This is a genomic window from Frigoribacterium sp. VKM Ac-1396 (assembly GCF_015350895.1).
Taxonomy (GTDB): domain Bacteria; phylum Actinomycetota; class Actinomycetes; order Actinomycetales; family Microbacteriaceae; genus Frigoribacterium.
Genome location: NZ_JADKSD010000003.1, coordinates 145,860 through 161,321, shown reverse-complemented (window position 1 = coordinate 161,321; position 15,462 = coordinate 145,860). Strand labels below are relative to the sequence as shown.

General features: G+C 72.3%; 16 protein-coding genes. 10 read left to right on the top strand and 6 right to left on the bottom strand.

The genetic code is table 11. From position 1 onward, the window contains the following. Positions 1–127: 127 nt before the first annotated feature. A complete protein-coding gene (locus tag ITJ55_RS13020) occupies positions 128–928 on the bottom strand; it encodes a GDSL-type esterase/lipase family protein (protein ID WP_194595781.1) in 801 nt (266 codons plus the stop codon). 346 nt (positions 929–1,274) lie between these two features. Here ITJ55_RS13020 and ITJ55_RS13015 point away from each other — a divergent pair, with 346 nt between their 5' ends. Together ITJ55_RS13015 and ITJ55_RS13010 are read left to right on the top strand one after the other, a co-directional pair. Further along, positions 1,275–1,445, top strand: a complete 171-nt coding sequence (locus ITJ55_RS13015; RefSeq protein WP_157490186.1) for a hypothetical protein — start codon at positions 1,275–1,277, stop codon at positions 1,443–1,445. 178 nt (positions 1,446–1,623) lie between these two features. Next, positions 1,624–2,049: a DUF4307 domain-containing protein gene (locus ITJ55_RS13010; RefSeq protein WP_194595780.1), complete on the top strand. Its 426-nt coding sequence runs from the start codon at positions 1,624–1,626 to the stop codon at positions 2,047–2,049. A 90-nt stretch (positions 2,050–2,139) separates the two neighbouring features. On the opposite strand, the gene ITJ55_RS13005 is transcribed toward ITJ55_RS13010, so the two are convergent. Further along, complete coding sequence (locus ITJ55_RS13005) at positions 2,140–2,850, bottom strand: NADPH-dependent F420 reductase (RefSeq protein ID WP_194595779.1); 711 nt, start codon at positions 2,848–2,850, stop codon at positions 2,140–2,142. A 131-nt stretch (positions 2,851–2,981) separates the two neighbouring features. On the opposite strand from ITJ55_RS13005, the gene ITJ55_RS13000 reads away from it, so the two are divergent. Genes ITJ55_RS13000 through ITJ55_RS12990 form a run of 3 tightly spaced genes read left to right on the top strand, consistent with a single transcriptional unit; the run spans position 2,982 to position 6,410 of the window. Further along, positions 2,982–4,433 (top strand): protein kinase, encoded by a 1,452-nt coding sequence (locus ITJ55_RS13000; RefSeq protein WP_194595778.1) that lies wholly within the window; start codon positions 2,982–2,984, stop codon positions 4,431–4,433. A gap of 19 nt (positions 4,434–4,452) precedes the next feature. Beyond that, on the top strand, positions 4,453–5,568 hold the full coding sequence (locus tag ITJ55_RS12995; RefSeq protein ID WP_370544165.1) for a DNA adenine methylase: 1,116 nt from the start codon (positions 4,453–4,455) through the stop codon (positions 5,566–5,568). Between the two features lie 2 nt (positions 5,569–5,570). Further along, entirely contained in the window at positions 5,571–6,410 is an 840-nt protein-coding gene (locus ITJ55_RS12990; protein WP_370544164.1) for a hypothetical protein, read from the top strand. 115 nt (positions 6,411–6,525) lie between these two features. Here ITJ55_RS12990 and ITJ55_RS12985 read toward each other — a convergent pair whose 3' ends face one another. Next, complete coding sequence (locus tag ITJ55_RS12985) at positions 6,526–7,149, bottom strand: MarR family winged helix-turn-helix transcriptional regulator (protein WP_194595777.1); 624 nt, start codon at positions 7,147–7,149, stop codon at positions 6,526–6,528. Between the two features lie 288 nt (positions 7,150–7,437). Between ITJ55_RS12985 and ITJ55_RS12980 the strand changes: the two genes are divergently transcribed. Then, positions 7,438–8,037, top strand: a complete 600-nt coding sequence (locus tag ITJ55_RS12980) for a hypothetical protein (protein ID WP_194595776.1) — start codon at positions 7,438–7,440, stop codon at positions 8,035–8,037. A gap of 121 nt (positions 8,038–8,158) precedes the next feature. Next, positions 8,159–9,646, top strand: a complete 1,488-nt coding sequence (locus ITJ55_RS12975; RefSeq protein WP_194595775.1) for a signal peptidase I — start codon at positions 8,159–8,161, stop codon at positions 9,644–9,646. A gap of 18 nt (positions 9,647–9,664) precedes the next feature. Here ITJ55_RS12975 and ITJ55_RS12970 read toward each other — a convergent pair whose 3' ends face one another. Beyond that, positions 9,665–10,162: a glutathione peroxidase gene (locus ITJ55_RS12970; RefSeq protein WP_194595774.1), complete on the bottom strand. Its 498-nt coding sequence runs from the start codon at positions 10,160–10,162 to the stop codon at positions 9,665–9,667. A gap of 130 nt (positions 10,163–10,292) precedes the next feature. Here ITJ55_RS12970 and ITJ55_RS12965 point away from each other — a divergent pair, with 130 nt between their 5' ends. Beyond that, a complete protein-coding gene (locus tag ITJ55_RS12965) occupies positions 10,293–11,252 on the top strand; it encodes a helix-turn-helix domain-containing protein (protein WP_194595773.1) in 960 nt (319 codons plus the stop codon). A 104-nt stretch (positions 11,253–11,356) separates the two neighbouring features. On the opposite strand, the gene ITJ55_RS12960 is transcribed toward ITJ55_RS12965, so the two are convergent. Next, the gene (locus ITJ55_RS12960) at positions 11,357–12,277 is read right to left on the bottom strand and encodes a diacylglycerol kinase family protein (RefSeq protein ID WP_194595772.1); all 921 of its coding nucleotides are present in this window, start codon (positions 12,275–12,277) and stop codon (positions 11,357–11,359) included. 218 nt (positions 12,278–12,495) lie between these two features. Between ITJ55_RS12960 and ITJ55_RS12955 the strand changes: the two genes are divergently transcribed. Further along, entirely contained in the window at positions 12,496–12,948 is a 453-nt protein-coding gene (locus tag ITJ55_RS12955) for a DUF4383 domain-containing protein (protein WP_194595771.1), read from the top strand. A gap of 458 nt (positions 12,949–13,406) precedes the next feature. Continuing rightward, complete coding sequence (locus ITJ55_RS12950) at positions 13,407–14,051, top strand: heme oxygenase (biliverdin-producing) (protein ID WP_194595770.1); 645 nt, start codon at positions 13,407–13,409, stop codon at positions 14,049–14,051. Here the strand turns inward: ITJ55_RS12950 and ITJ55_RS12945 are convergent. Beyond that, positions 14,048–15,436 carry an ATP-dependent RecD-like DNA helicase gene (locus ITJ55_RS12945; RefSeq protein WP_370544163.1) on the bottom strand — a complete coding sequence of 463 codons (1,389 nt, stop codon included), beginning with the start codon at positions 15,434–15,436 and terminating at the stop codon, positions 14,048–14,050. The genes ITJ55_RS12950 and ITJ55_RS12945 overlap by 4 nt on opposite strands. Positions 15,437–15,462: the final 26 nt, after the last annotated feature.

Genomic DNA, 15,462 nt, shown 5'->3' with positions numbered 1-15,462 from the left:
TCGTTCGAACGTGTGTTCGAACGGATCGAGTGTAGGTCAGGCCGACGGGGCGGGCAACCGGATCACGATCGTCTGTCCGGACAGGGGGTCGACGGTGCCGCCGCGCGCTCGAGGCGGGCTCGGGCGCCTAGGCCGGGACGCCGGGGCCGGCGTCGCTGCCGCAGCGTTCGTCGGCCGTCTCGTCGTGGCCGAGCGACGACACCACCGCCGGCGCGATGGCCTGCCCCCAGCGCCGGTGCATGGTGGCCCACGAGAGCAGCTCCTGGTGGTACATCCCCTCGGAGCACCACTCGGGGAACGGCACCCACGACGCACCGGGCAGCGTGAGCGCGACCCGGGCCGTCAGCGCGTTGAGGCGTTCGATCTGCGTCGTCAGCAGTCGCTTCGCCACCGGGGGGATGGGCCGGAACTCGGCCATCGGCGGGATGCCGACGTAGACGATCCGGCAGTCCGGTCCGGCGGTCTCGCGCACCCGGTCGGCGAGGCGTCGCAGGTCGGCCTCCCACGAGGCGCCCTCGGTCGCCAGCAGCACGTCGCAGATGCCGAGCAGCACGACGGCGGCGTCCGCCGGCTCGTCGGGCAGGTCGATGCGCGCGGCCTCGGCGGCCGTCAGCACGGGCGCCGAGACCTCGCGCCAGGTGACGCCGCGACCTCGGGACGCGCCGACGAGGCGGGCGGTCTGGCTGGCGCAGGTGAGGTCGTGGTCGAGCACGCCGAAGCCCTCGACGGCGATGCTGCCGACGAAGAGCAGCCGGTCGGGGGCGGGGCCGTCGATCACGGTGCGACGGGCGTCGCGGGGGAACGGCGCTCGCGCCAGTTCACGCCGGTAGAGGGCGAGGTGGAGGCGGAAGAGGGGCTTCGTGGCCCGCACCACCGCCGCGATCAGGCGGCCGTGTCGGCGGGGGGTCGGGGCTTCGACCAGGGGCATGAGTGTTCGCAATCCGTGCGGTGCAGGAGGCGCGGCCCCTGACGGTCTCGTCCTGAGACCGTAGCCAGTCTGGCGGTCCCCCGAAAAGAGGACAGGCCCCCATCGGGGGGCACGCATCGGAAAACGGCTGATCGACGGGCCCTCGAACGCGCCGTGGACGGCCGGAACGCGCGCGTTGTCCGCAATGCGAACTGCCCGCCGAGGTAGTTAGAAGGTCTAGCTACCTCGTGGTTTCATTCGTGTGTACCGACTTCACGGGCGGTGCGGACCGCGGCTCCCGAGCCGCGGTCCCCTGAGACCAGCAACACCGGCAGACAGCACAGGCCTGCCGAGAAACGGACACGCCATGACACTCCTCACCCCGTCGCGTCGCCGCTCCGACGAGAGCCGCAGCCCCTTCTCCGAGGTCCGCGAGACCGAGCGCCAGGCGACCCTCTTCGTCATCGCCACGGCCGCCGTGGGCGCGAGCGCCAGCCTCGTCGCCGCCCTCTTCCTCAGCAACGGGCTCTTCCTGTGAACGACGACCAGACCTACCTCGAGCTGGCTCCCACCGAGCCCATCGACCTGTCGATGCTCCTCGAGATCGACGCCGCATAGGTTCCAGTCGGCCCGACCCCGGGCCCGGTGCGGGGGCCGACCGCGCAGGGAGTCCGCGTCCATGCGGTTCCGAGCTGGCGCCTCCTACCCTGGTGGGCATGCAGACCATCGACCCGGCCCGCGTCGACCCGGCCGCGCGCCTCGACGACCGGTACGGTCGACGGCCCGGTCGGGCCCGGAGCTCGCGGCTGATCGCCCTGGTCGCGGGCGCGGCCGTCGCCCTCGTGGTGACGGCCTGGGTCGTGCTCGTCGCCTTCGACGGCGACTCGGCCGAGCTCGAGGTGAGCCACTACGGGTTCACCGTCTCCGGTGACGACGCGGTCGACGTGCAGTACACGATCAACGTCGCCCGCGGCACCGACGTCGGCTGCGCGGTGCAGGCGCTCAACGAGAACCGCGCCGTCGTCGGCTGGAAGGTCGTCGACCTGCCCGCCGTCGACGCCCACACCCAGACCTACACGACCTCGCTCGTCACGAGCGAACGGGCCGTGACCGGCTCCGCCTACCGCTGCTGGGTGCTCTGACCCGCGCCCTCGGGGCGGACGACGCGACCCGCGCCTCCTGATCAGGAGGCGCGGGTCGCGTTCGTCAGCGGGCGTCACCGCCCGGCCGGGTCACGAGGCCTGCGGCACCCGGTTCGCCTTCGCGAGGTTGGCGACGAGCTCGTCCTTCGTCTGGCGCACGACGTAGGCCGGGCGGTCGCGCTCGACGCGCCAGCTCTCGGACAGCGGGCTGACGTCGACCGTGTCGAAGCCCAGCTCGTCGTAGAGGTCGGTCATCAGGGCGACGGCCTCGGGGGAGTCGCTCGACGTCGCCAGGGCCCGGCGGTCGGCGGTGCCGGCGGGGCCGACGTCGGTGGTGATGTCGTCGGCGGGGATGTGGTTGAAGCCCTTGACCACGGTGCTGGTGGGCAGGTGGCGTTGCAGCATCTCGGCGGTCGTGTCGGTGCCCTCGTCGAGCGCCTGGATGTGACCGTCGCGCTCGAAGTAGTAGTTGTTCGTGTCGATCACGGTCTTGCCGGCGAGCGGCTCGACGGGCACCTGGTCGAGGTTCTTGAGGGGGACGGTGACGACGACCACGTCGCCGGCCGCACCGGCCTCGGCGGCGGTGGCCGCCCGGGCCTTCGGGCCGAGGTCGGCCACGAGGTCGGCGAGGGTCTCGGGCCCGCGTGAGTTGCTGATCACGACGTCGTGGCCGTGGGCGATGACCGCCCGCGCGACCTGGCTGCCGATGTTGCCTGCTCCGATGATTCCGTACGTTGTCATGCGCAACCCAACCGGCGGTCGGCTCGCTCCCTTCCCGGTGGCGACGTTCTCCCAGGGCATCACAAGGTGTCGATCGCCCGTCCGGGCCTCGTGGGGGGCGCGGTCGTGACCGGATCGTCATCGACGCGATCGTCACGGGGACGCCTCTCATGCGACAGGATGGTCACCACACCAGTCACGAGGGGGAGGCGATGGCCGCGCCACAGCAGGACGACGCGCTCGATCGCGTGCTCGCCGAGCGCTACCGCCTGCAGTCCGTCGTGGGTCGCGGTGGCATGGCGACGGTCTACAAGGCCGTCGACGAGAGCCTCAACCGCACGGTCGCGATCAAGGTCTTCCACAGCGCCATGGTCGACCCGGCCCGACAGGAGGCCGAGCTCGGCGTCCTCTCGAGCCTCGAGCACCACGGCCTGGTCGGCCTCTTCGACGCCGGCGTCGAGCACGGGCCGAACGGTCCGCAGCGCTTCCTGGTGATGCCGCTGATCGCCGGGCTGAACCTCGAGGACCGCCTGCGGCACGGGGCCCTCGCCCCGCGCCACATCGCCGAGATCGGCTACGACATGGCCGAGGCGCTCGACTACATCCACGGCCACTCGGTGGTGCACCGTGACATCAAGCCGTCGAACATCCTGCTGGTCGACTACGGCGACCACGGGGCGGCGCGCGCCCGGGCCAAGCTCGCCGACTTCGGCATCGCCCTCACCGACGACGTCGAACGGTTGACCGCCGAGGGCGTCACGACCGGCACGGCCGCCTACCTCAGCCCCGAACAGGCCGTGGGCGGCGAGGTCGGCCCACCGAGCGACGTCTACAGCCTCGGCCTCGTGCTGCTGCAGTGCTTCACCCGCCGACGGGAGTTCCCCGGGTCGCTCGTCGAGTCGGCCGTCGCCCGCCTGTCGCGCGACCCGGTGCTGCCCGACCCGTTGCCCGAGCACTGGCGTCACGCGCTCGGGGCGATGACCCGACGCGACCCGGCCGAGCGTCCGACGCGCGCCGAGCTGGTCGCGCTGATGCGCGACGTCGTGATCACCGAGACCACCGACCACCGTGACGGCGTGGGCGACCTCTCCGTCGGCGACGGCTCGACGCGCGGCGGCGACACCGAGCCGTTCGACCACAGCGAGGTGCTCGACACCCTGCCGAACGAGGCCCTCGACCGCGTGACGGCCATGGCGGCCCGCCTCTTCTCGGCACCGATCGCCCTGGCGACCGTCATCGACGACGACCGCACCTGGTTCACCACGCACTACGACCCCGCGGTCGGTGACGTCGCGCGCCAGATCGACCTCTCGCAGGGGGCGGTGCACTCGTCCGAGCCCCTCGTGATCGAGGACGCCGCGACCGACCGTCGGGTCGCCTCGAGCCCGCTCGTCACGGGGCCGCTCGGCATGCGGTTCTACGTCAGCGTCCCGCTCACCCGCCGTGACGGCCACACCATCGGCACCCTCTCGGTCATCGACCGCGAGCCGGGCACGGCCAGCGACGAACAGGTCGCGAACCTGACCGACCTCGCGGCCCTCGTGGTCGCCCAGCTCGAGCTGCGCCAAGAGAGCCTGCGCATCGCCGGCACCACGACCGGCAACGTCCCGCACGCGTCGCGGGCCGACCTCGACACCCAGGCCTGGAGTCCGACCGACGGCTGAGGTGCGGCAGACTCGACCGGTGACCGTCGAGCTCGTGCCCGCCGCCGCGAGAGAGGCCGCCACCGCCGTGCCCGCCCGCGTCGCGGCCTTCCCCCGCCTGCGCTACATGGGCTCGAAGTACGCGCTGCTGCCCGTGCTGCACGACGTCTTCTCGAGCGTCGCGCCCGTGCCGGCCGGCGACCCCGAGAACCCGGGAGGCGCGGTTCGGCCCTCCGGCGCGATCGACGCCTTCAGCGGGTCGGGCGTCGTCTCGTACCTGATGAAGGCGCAGGGTCGCCGGGTCGTGAGCAACGACTTCCTGGCGTTCCCCGCGGTCATCGCCCGCGCCTCCGTCGTCAACGGGTCGACGACGTTGTCGGACGACCTCGTCGACGAGATCTGCGGGCCGGCCGCCGACGACCGCGACCTCGTCCGGCGCACCTTCGACGGGGTCTTCTTCTCGGCCGACGACCGGGCGTTCCTCGACTCGGCCTGGTCGCACGTCGACCGCCTGGGCGGTGCCGAGCGCGACCTGGCGATCGCCGGCCTCGTGCTGGCTGCGGCCCGCAAGCAGCCGCGCGGCGTCTTCACCTTCACGGGCTCGCGGTACGACGACGGTCGCCGCGACCTGCGGCTGACCATGGCCGAGCAGTTCCGGGCGGCCGTCCGGGCCTACGGCGCGACCGTGTTCGACGACGGGCTCGCGCACGAGGCCGTCGAGGGCGACGTGGCCGACCTGAGGCGACCGCCCGCCGACCTGGTGTACCTCGATCCGCCCTACGCGCCTCCTCGTGACGACGCGGACTACATGAAGCGCTACCACTTCTTGCAGGGGCTGGCCGTCTACTGGCGTGGCCAGACGATCATGACCGAGACCAAGACGAAGAAGATCGCGAAGCTCTTCACGCCGTTCGCCTACCCGCGCACGGTCGACGACGCGCTCGTGCGCACCTTCGAGCAGTTCGCCGACGCGGGGGCCCTCGTGCTGTCGTACTCGTCGAACGCCGTGCCGACCCGAGAGCGCATCGAGCAGCTGCTGCGCACCGTCAAGCCGCACGTCGAGGTGCACGTCGTCGACCACACCTACAGCTTCGGCACCCACCGGGCGGCGACCCGCACGGCGGCCACCGAGTACGTCTTCGTCGGAAGGGACTGACCGTGGTGATCCCCACCTTCGACGAGTACGTGGCCTCGCTCGGCCGCATGACCGCGCACGTCGACCCGACGGCGCCCTCGGCCGCGGCCACCGATCTCGCCCGGGCCGCGGCGAGCCTCGGCGAGCTGCCCGTGGTCGACCGCGACCACCTCGCCGAGTGGGCCCGTCAGCACCCGGCGTGGGTGCCGGCGCTCGGTCTCGCCGTGGGGCTGTCGCAAGAGAAGCTGCGCAACTCGCTGCGGCACGCCTTCGACACCCCGAGCTGGCTGACGCTCGCCCGCGGGCGGGCCGACGACCTCGTCGCCCACCTCGACGACGAGTTCGAGCTCGTGCGCCTGGTCGCGTCGCAGCGACACCGCACGTACGGCTTCGGCGACCTGCTCGCGGCGCGGGCGGGCACGCGCGCCTCGGCGATCAGGGCGGGGGTGTCGGGTCGGCGGCTCGAGGACGAGATCGAGGCCATCGCCCGCGACCTCGGGCTCGCCTGCGGCACGCGCACGCGCTTCACCGGGCGGGCGAACCGCACGGCTCCCTGCGACCTGGTGATCCCGTCGGCCGACGAACCGGCGATCGTCGTCGCGGCGAAGGGATTCGACTCGACGGGGTCGAAGCTCACCGACGCCGTCCGCGAGATCGAGGAGATGGCCGACGTCCGCCTGCCCCGCCAGACCGTCATGGCCGTGATCGACGGCATCGGCTGGAAGAGCCGGCAGGCCGACCTCAAGCGCATCCACCAGCTCTGGGTCGACCAGCAGATCGACGGGCTCTACACGCTCTCGACGCTCGACCGCTTCCGGGCCGACCTGGCCGACGCCGCGCGGCTGCGCCGCCTGATCCCGTAGGTCGCGGGCCGCGACGCACGGCCTGAGCGGGCGGGTTCGTCGTCGACGGGCCGTCGCGCTCGCCCGTCCGCCCCGGACTCGCCCGTTCTGGCGCCCGGCCCGCGGCCGAGGCCGGTCAGGCGGCGGCGGGGGCGGCCGGGCTGGCGCCGACCCCGTGGCGGTCGAACGCCTGGCCGAGGTCGAGCAGCGTGTCGGCGAGGACGCGGTGCTGCGAGGCGGGCACGACCTCGGCGAAGGCGGCCCCGTAGACGGCGGCGATGGCACCCGTGACCTCGACGCCACGGGGAGTGCGGCTGACGATGACGCTGCGGCGGTCGTCGGGGTTGCGCCGTCGGTCGAGGTAGCCGGCGTCGACGAGCCGGTCGACGAGGTTGGTCATCGCGCCCGACGAGAGGTCGAGGTAGTCGGCGGCTCGCTTCGGGGTGACGGAGTCCCCGGTCGCCGACACGTAGAAGAGGAACCGGATGTCGGTGTCGCCGAGCCCGAACAGGTCGCCCTGGTGGTCGAGCACGCGCGAGTGGTTCAGCATCAGCAACCGGAACGAGTTGAGCAGGCGGGCGAGGTCGTCGAAGCCGAGGCCGCCGTCGGCCCGTCCGGCCGGGGACGAGGAGGCGCGCGCGGCGTCCAGCGCGTCTTCCGACTCGCGGTCCACGGCGGCCGGCACCAGGGGGGTCGAGACGGGTGCGAGGTCGGCGACGTCGGCGACGTCGGCGTCGAGCGCGGGTGGGGCGATGAGCAAGGGGTCCTCCGTGACACGTGGGGCGTGCCGTCCGTGGCACCGCCTCAGTCAACAAGAATCTCGACGATCGTGACACCCCCACCACTGGGGACATGATTCGGCTTGCAAGCTTCTCGGGGCACAAGTAATTTGATTGCCGTACCACTTGAGAACAACGATCACTCGAATCCAGAACGGTCCGGGTGGTGAGCTTCTCACCGGCGAAGCCCCCGAACCTCGTCGCCGGAGTGGCCCCAGACGTCCCCGCACGACACCCCTCTTCCACCCCTTCGCCCCTTGGAGCACGCCATGTCCCGTCCCACCCCCCGCATCGCCCGCATCGCCGCCTGGATCGCCATCCCCGCCGCACTCGTCGCCTCGGGCATCGTCGTCTCGACCGCGTCGTACTCGGCCTTCTCGTCCACCACGGTCAACCCGACCAGCAACTGGACCGCCGGCACCGTCGCCCTGACCGACGACGACAGCAACACCGCGCTGTTCACGGCCACCAACCTCAAGCCCGGCTCGACCGGCACCAACTGCATCGCCGTCACCAGCACCGGCTCGCTCGCCTCGGCCGTGAAGCTCTACGGCACGGGCGCCGCCACGACCAACAACCTGGCGTCGAACATCACGCTGAGCGTCGTGCAGGGCACCGGCGGCGGCTTCGGCTCGTGCACCGGCTTCACCCCGCTCGCGTCGGGTTCGAGCCTCTACAGCGGTTCGCTGGCCGCCTTCGGCACCAGCTACACGAACTACTCCAACGGCGTCGGCACCTGGGCCCCCACCGGCACCGCGTCCGAGACCCGCACCTACCAGGTGAGCTACACCGTCTCGAACTCGGCGCCCAACACGACCCAGGGCGGCACCGCGAGCCTCGGCCTCACCTGGGAGGCCCAGAACAGCTGAGGCCCCCCGGCCGGCTGACGCCTCCCTGCGACACCGCACCACCGCACCACCGCACCACCGCACGACAGCACCAGGCGGCCCGACACCGCTCCACCCGCACCACACCCGAGCAGAGGCACCCATGAGCACGATCGACCTGACGCTGCGGCCCACCCCCGCGGCCACGGCCTCGATCACCGTGCCGGTGGGTGCCTCTCGTTCGTGGCTCGACTGGACGCGCCTGGCCCTCGGCACCGCGTCGCGGGTCGTGCTCTACTCGCTGCTCGGCCTCATGGTCTACGCCGCCGCCCCGGCCGCCCTCGGCTGGAGCCCGACCACCGTGATGACCGGCTCGATGGAGCCCCGCATCCACCCGGGCGACGTCGTCGTCGCGAAGCCCGTCGCGGCGTCCGAGGTCCACCGCGGCCAGGTGCTGCTCTTCGACGACCCCGACCAGGCCGGGCACCTGCGCCTGCACCGATACCACGACAACGGGCAGGCCGGGCAGATCGTCACCAAGGGCGACGCCAACCCGAGCGCCGACTCGACGCCGATCGACCGCAGTGCCGTGGTCGGCGTGGGCTTCCTCCGCGTGCCGTACGTCGGCACCCCCTTCGTGTGGGCGGCGAACCACCAGTACGGGCACCTGCTCGTCACCGGAGGCCTGCTCGTCCTCGTCGTGCTGCTCAGCCGGGGCGACCGCTACCTGCTGCGTGACGAGCGCGACCCGCGCACCGCGTCGACCGCGGCGACCGCCTCGACCGGCCGCCGCGTGCAGCGCCGACGCGAGCGGCGCCTCCGTCGCCTGCAGACCGCAGGAGGCGCGCTCGGCCTGGCAGCGATCGGTGGCGGTCTCGCGCTCACCCTCGTGGTCTCGGGCGGCTCGCACGCCGCCTTCGCCGCTCCTGCCGCGAACCCGGCGTCGAGCTTCGGGGCCGGGAACTACGACTGCTTGCAGGACACCTACAACTCGCAGACCTCGTACGGCTTCCCGTACAACGAGACGTCGGGCACGACCACCGCCGACGGCAGCTCGTTCGCCCGCGTGGGCACCCTGAGCGGCGGGGCGACGTTCGTCGCCGGCTCGTGCGCCACCAACCAGAGCCCCTACCTGCAGCTGGACGGCACGGGCCAGGTCACGACCGCCGTCAACCTGGCCGGCCAGCCTGCTTTCAGCATCGAGACCTGGTTCCGCACGACCAGCGCGGCCGGTGGCACCCTGGCCGCGTTCACGGCGGCCCAGACCGGTACGAACACGACCGCCGACCGTGCTCTCTACCTGACGACGGCGGGCAAGATCGTCCTCGGCGTGCGACCCACGTCGACCACGACCAAGGGCACGACCACGTCGGCCTCGTACAACGACGGCGCCTGGCACCACGTGGTCGCCACCCTCTCGGGCACGAGCACGGTCATCTACGTCGACGGCGTCGCCGTAGTGACCGACACCACCAACAAGACCGTGCAGACGTCGGGCGGCTACTGGCGCGTGGGCTACGCCCCGCTCAGCGGCCTGCCCTCCGCGCCGACCAACGGCTCCTTCGTCGGCTCGGTCGACGGCACCACGATCTACAACAACTCGGCCCAGACCGCCTCGGCCGTGCAGGCCCGGTACGCGGCCGGCCACTGACCGACCGCGGCGGACCGCTCAGCCGGCCAGCGCCTCCTCGATGACGGCGACGACCTCGGGGGCGTCGGGCTGGGTCGTCGGGCGGAAGCGGTGCACGGCACCGCCGGGGGTGACGACGAACTTCTCGAAGTTCCACTTGACCCGGCCGGCCTTGCCGTCGGCGTCGGACGCCTTCTTCAGCTCGGTGTAGAGCGGGTGCTCGCCGCGACCGTTGACCTTGACCTTCTCCATCATCGGGAAGGTCACGCCCCAGGTGGCCGAGCAGTACTCCTCGATGGCCTCGCCGCTCGAGAGTTCCTGGAAGAACTGGTTGCTGGGGAAGCCCAGCACCGTGAAGCCCTGGTCGCCGTACTGCTTCTGCAGTGCCTCGAGCTTCTCGTACTGTGGCGCGAGGCCGCAGCGCGACGCCACGTTGACGACCATCACGACCTTGTCGGCGTAGGCGCCGAACGTGGTGGACTCGCCGCGGATCGTGGTCAGGGTGATGTCGTCGAGGCTGATGTCGTCTGGGGTCATGGCGTCGACCGTAGGCCGCACCGCTGCGAGCCCGCTCGCCGTCACGCGCCTTAGCCGCGTCACCGAGCCGATGTCAACCCCCGCACCGCGAGTGGTGCCGGGTTTGGAGCGCGTGCAACAATTCGCTGAGATGGCTTCCCGGGACGACAAGATCCGCTTCGACGCGCGCGGACGCGACCTCGACGAGGCCGTCGAGGTCATGCGTGCCGGCTACAACGGCCGCGACTTCCACGTCGCCCCGACCGAGGTGCCCTTCTCGTTCCGCCACACGATCGTGGGCGACGGAGCGATGACCTTGCGGTCGACGTCCTTCATGGGCCGCGTCGACGGTCAGGCGGCAGCCGACGACGAACACGTCGTGCACTGGCTGCTCGACGGCCGCTCGCGCGTCGACAACGGCCGAGACGAGGTCGAGGGGGCCCCGGGTCGCCCCATCCTCTTCCCGCAGGGGCGCGAGTTCGAGTTCAGCACCGAGGACGTCAACCAGAGCCTGCTGCACCTGTCGAAGTCCGTCGTCGACGAGGTCGCGGCCGAGCGGCACGGCATCATGCCCGGCTCGATCCGCTTCGACCACGCCGCCCCGGTCTCGGCCGCGGCCGTGCAGGCCTGGCACGCGACCGTCCGGCTGATCGGCCGCACCTACCTCGGGTCGGGCGAGCCCAGCGACCTGATGCGCACCGAGATGGCCCGGCTCGCGGCGAGCGCCCTGCTCGACACCTTCGCGCACACGTCCACCCCGATGCCCGCCGCCCTGCTCGCGCCACGCAACGCGAGCCTGCGACTCGCCGTCGAGTACATGCACGCCAGCGCGCACCTGCCGATCACGGCCTCCGACATCGCGCAGGAGGCGGGGCTCACCCCGCGGGGCCTGCAGCAGGCGTTCAGCCGCCACCTCGACACGACGCCCACGGCCTACCTGCGCGAGATCCGCCTCGAGCGCGTGCACCACGCCTTGCGGGCGGCCACGCCGGAGTCCACGACGGTCGCCGACGTGGCCCGGCACTGGGCCTTCGCCCACCTCGGCCGGTTCTCGGCCGCGTACCAGCAGCGGTTCGGCGAGTACCCGCGCGAGACGCTGCACCGCGGCTGAGGGCGGCGGTGCCCGGGGCGTGAGGCGCGGTGCCCGGGGCGTGAGGCGCGCAGGCTGCCGGGCGCGCCTCCTCGGGTCGGCGTCAGCGGGCGGTCAGCGGCCGGTCACCGGCCGAGCGCGGCGTAGACGCGCAGCGCGCCGGGCACGACCTCGACCGTGACCGGCAGGGGGCCCACGCGCTCGCCGTCGGCGTAGGCCGCGACGCCGTCCGCCTCGATGACGGCGCGGCGCACCTGGTGCACCGTGACGGCCGGGTGGCTCAGGTGGGTGCCGCGGAAGACGCTCGGGAACAGCCGGACGAACTGCCACCTCGTCAGGCGCTCGACCACGAGCACGTCGAGCAGGCCGTCGTCGAGCACCGCGTCGGGGGTGACCTTCATGCCGCCCCCGAGCGACTGGCCGTTGCCGACCGAGATGAGGGTGCCCTCGACCGTCGAGGCGACCCCGTCGAGCTCGAGTCGGTACGAGATCTTCGGCAGGCGCACCAGCTCGATCGCCAGGGCCACGTCGTACCGCCGACGCCCCTTCGGCCAGCTCAGGCGGTTGGCCCGCTCGTTGACGACCGCGTCGAAGCCCGCCGAGACCATGCAGGCGAACCAGGTCGCCCGACCGTCGGCCTGCAGCACGCGTCCGGCGTCGATGGTGGTCGGCTCGCCCTCGAGTAGACGGACCAGGAGGCGCGTGGCCGCCTCGGAATCGTCGTGGGGCAGCCCGAACGACCGAGCCGTGTCGTTGCCGGTGCCCGTCGGCACGAGACCCAGCGGCACGTCCGTCCCGGCGACGAGGTTCGCCCCGAGGTTGACCATGCCGTCGCCGCCGACCACGACGAGCGCGTCGGGCCGTTCGCGGTCGAGCTCTCGGCGGGCGGCGGCGACCAGGTCGTCGTAGCTCGTCTCGGTGAGCGGGACGACCGTGTGGCCGGCGGCCCTCAGGTCGTCGAGCACCGTGCCCCCACGACCGGACCGGCCACCGGCGGAGGCACCGGGGTTGACCGCCACGACCAGGCGGAGGGGCGTCGGCGTCATGGGGACGATCATGCCAGCCGGGCGGGCGACGGGTGCGGGCGGCTGGCCGGGTGCGGGCGGGCTGCCGGACGCGGGTGGGTGCGGGCGGCGTGTGCGGGCGGGCTGCCGGACTCGGGCGGGTGCGGGCGGCGTGTGCGAGCGGGCTGCCGGACGCGGGCAGGCCGCCGGGCGCGGCGGGCATACTGGATGCTGACGACCTGACGAGAGGCACCCTCACCATGAGCAGCACCCACGGCACCACGACCACCGCGACCCCGGCCCCCTACGAGCCGACGATCCGCGAGTCGCCCAACCGCGGGGCCGGCCTCTTCGTCGGCACGGTCTTCCTGCTGCTCGGTGCCATCGGGTTCTTGGTCGAAGACATGGGCACGTTCTTCTCGACCCAGGGCGCGTCGCTCTGGTTCGTCTGGAACCTCAACCCGGCGCTCGTCGTGGTCTGGGTGCTGGCCGGTGCCGCCCTGATCATCGCGGGGGCCTCGTCGCGGGCGAGCGCCCGCTACATCAACACGTGGGTCGGCCTGATCTTCGTCGTGTTCGGGGTCGCCGGGTTCTTCCTCGAGGGCACCGACGTGAACTTCCTGGCCTTCAACCTCGGCGACAACGTGACGCACCTGGTCGGCGGCCTCCTGCTGCTCGCGACCGCCGCGGGCGCCGAGCGCCGCCGCCGCTGAGGCCGCCCCGCCCTGCGTCGGCCCGCGCCGCCCTGCCTCGCCTCGCCGCAGCCCCGCCCCGCCCCGCCGCAGCCCCGCCCTGGCCCCGCCGCGCCGCAGCCTCGCCGCGGCGCCGCAGCCTCGCCGCGGCCCCGCGGCGCCTCCGCCTCCGCCGCGGCCCGCGCCACGTACTCACACCCCGTGAAGCGGCGGTCGGCGATTTGCCTAGGCAGAGGTTTAGCGCCGGATGAGGGGGTGCTTCGCCGGGGTGGGGTGGTGCACCCCGCGAAGCGGCGGTCGGCGATTTGCCTAGGCCGGGGTTCTGCGCCGGATGGCGGGGTGACGAGTCGCCGGGCCGCCGTCCGGGGCATGCGGGCCACCTGCACGTCCGCCGGGATCGACCCCGGGGGCTACCGGCACCGCGCCTCCGTGGCTATGGTTAGGGTCACCTAACCGAGGCCACCCAGGAGGTGCGCACCATGACCGTCGTCATCCCCTTCTCCGAGGCGGTGCGGGAGCGCACGGCCGAACGCGTGCCGGCCGACGTCGGCTGCTCGTTCATGACCGACCTGCTGATCGGTCGCGGCACGCGCGACGACTACGTGCAGCTGCTCGCCCAGCACTACTTCGTCTACGCCGCGCTCGAGGACGCCGCCGAGCGTTGGTCGGGCGACGCGGTCGTGGCGCCGTTCCTCGCGCCGGGGCTGACCCGGCTGCCGGCCATCGAGGCCGACCTGACGTTCTTGCTCGGCGCCGACTGGCGAGCGCGGGTGGCCCCGCTGCCGACGACCCGCGCCTACGTCGACCGCATCGAGCGGGCGTCGACCTGGGCCGGCGGGTTCATCGCCCACCACTACACGCGCTGCCTCGGCGACCTGTCGGGCGGGCACCTGATCCGCAGCATCCTGCAGCGCCGGTTCGGGTTCGACACGAACGGCGTCGGGTTCTTCTTGTTCGCCGAGATCGCCGAGCCGAAGTCGTTCAAGACGACCTACCGCCGACAGCTCGACGCCGTCGCCTGGTCCGCCGCCGAGCGCGAGCACGTGCTCGACGAGGTCTGCGCCGCCTACCGCTTCAGCACCGAGCTGTTCGCCGACCTCGCCGCCGCGAAGGCCGCCGCCTAGCTCGCCGCAGCCGCGTCGTCGCCCGCGCCGGCCGCCTCGTCGCCCGCGCCGGCGTCGGCGGCGGCCCGGATGGCCGGCACGCGTGAGGCCTCGCTCATGAAGCGGCGCACGTCGAGGTCGACGATGATGTCGGCCGGCCGCAGCGGGCGCGAGAGGTAGAGGCCGTCGAGCGAGGTGATGCGGCTGAGCGCCACGTAGGTCTGGCCGGCGCTGAACACCCTCGAGCCGAGGTCGACGATGGCCCGGTCGTAGGTCTTGCCCTGCGACTTGTGGATCGTGACCGCCCAGGCGAGGCGCAGCGGGAACTGCGTGAACTCGGCCACGACGTCTTTCTTGAGCTGCTTGGTGGTCGCCGAGTACGAGTACTTGTACTTCTCCCACACGACGGGCTGCACCTCGTGCACCTCGTCGTCGACCTCGACGAAGACGGTGTCGCGCACGCGGGTCACGACACCCGTGGTGCCGTTGACCCAGCGCTGCTCGGAGTCGTTGCGGAGGAACATCACCCGCGCCCCGACCTTGAGCTCGAGGGCCTCGTCCGCCGGGTAGGCGCGCCCGCCGAACTCGCCGCTGACCTCGGCCTTGGCGGTCAGCACCTTGCCCGCGAGGCGGTCGAGCTCGACCTTGTTGATGCGGTTGACGGTGTCGTTGCGGGTGGCGAGCGTGATGGCCCCGCCGTCGGTCGGCACCGGGCGGGCGCCGGCGGCGTTCAGCGCACCCGCGATCTCGGCCGTGACCCGACCGTGCCGCACGGCGTTCAGCATCTCTTTGAAGTCGCCCTCGGTCTGCCGGTGGATGAACGCGAGCTCGTAGATGCGCAGGCTCGCCTCGGCCCACACCTTGGCGTCGAAGAACCACATCGACCGGTAGTTGTCGCGGAAGTACTCGCGCTCTTCGGCGTCGCCCGGCACCGGCGGCAGTTGGTACGGGTCGCCGAACAGCACCACCTGCACGCCGCCGAACGGCTCGTGCTTGCGCTGGCGGGCCTGACGCAGCGACCGGTCGATGGCGTCCATCAGGTCGGCGTTGACCATCGAGACCTCGTCGATGACCAGGGTGTCGATGGTGTTCAGCAGCTTGCGCAGCTCGGCGTTCTGCTCGATGTCGTGGTCGGCGATCAGCCCGACCGAGAGGCGGAACAGCGAGTGGATGGTCTGGCCGCCGACGTTCAGCGCGGCGACGCCGGTGGGGGCGCAGATGACGATCTGCTTCGAGGTGTTCCACGACAGGTGGTTCAGCAGCGTCGACTTGCCCGTGCCCGCCCGACCCGTGACGAAGATGTGCTCGCGGGTGTTCTCGATCGCGTCGTACAGCGCCTGCTGTTCGGCGGAGAGGGCCACGCTCACGACGACGAGCACCTTTCGAGTGGGGGTGGGGGAGGGCACCAATCTACCCGCGACCGGGGCGACGC

Coding starts and splice junctions, on each gene's coding strand:
- ITJ55_RS12980 (WP_194595776.1), top strand. CDS start 7,438: ATGTCCCGTCCCACCCCCCGCATCGCCCGCATCGCCGCCTGGATCGCC.
- ITJ55_RS13010 (WP_194595780.1), top strand. CDS start 1,624: ATGCAGACCATCGACCCGGCCCGCGTCGACCCGGCCGCGCGCCTCGAC.
- ITJ55_RS12970 (WP_194595774.1), bottom strand. CDS start 10,162: ATGACCCCAGACGACATCAGCCTCGACGACATCACCCTGACCACGATC.
- ITJ55_RS13015 (WP_157490186.1), top strand. CDS start 1,275: ATGACACTCCTCACCCCGTCGCGTCGCCGCTCCGACGAGAGCCGCAGC.
- ITJ55_RS12955 (WP_194595771.1), top strand. CDS start 12,496: ATGAGCAGCACCCACGGCACCACGACCACCGCGACCCCGGCCCCCTAC.
- ITJ55_RS13020 (WP_194595781.1), bottom strand. CDS start 928: ATGCCCCTGGTCGAAGCCCCGACCCCCCGCCGACACGGCCGCCTGATC.
- ITJ55_RS12965 (WP_194595773.1), top strand. CDS start 10,293: ATGGCTTCCCGGGACGACAAGATCCGCTTCGACGCGCGCGGACGCGAC.
- ITJ55_RS13005 (WP_194595779.1), bottom strand. CDS start 2,850: ATGCCCTGGGAGAACGTCGCCACCGGGAAGGGAGCGAGCCGACCGCCG.
- ITJ55_RS12950 (WP_194595770.1), top strand. CDS start 13,407: ATGACCGTCGTCATCCCCTTCTCCGAGGCGGTGCGGGAGCGCACGGCC.
- ITJ55_RS12960 (WP_194595772.1), bottom strand. CDS start 12,277: ATGACGCCGACGCCCCTCCGCCTGGTCGTGGCGGTCAACCCCGGTGCC.
- ITJ55_RS12975 (WP_194595775.1), top strand. CDS start 8,159: ATGAGCACGATCGACCTGACGCTGCGGCCCACCCCCGCGGCCACGGCC.
- ITJ55_RS13000 (WP_194595778.1), top strand. CDS start 2,982: ATGGCCGCGCCACAGCAGGACGACGCGCTCGATCGCGTGCTCGCCGAG.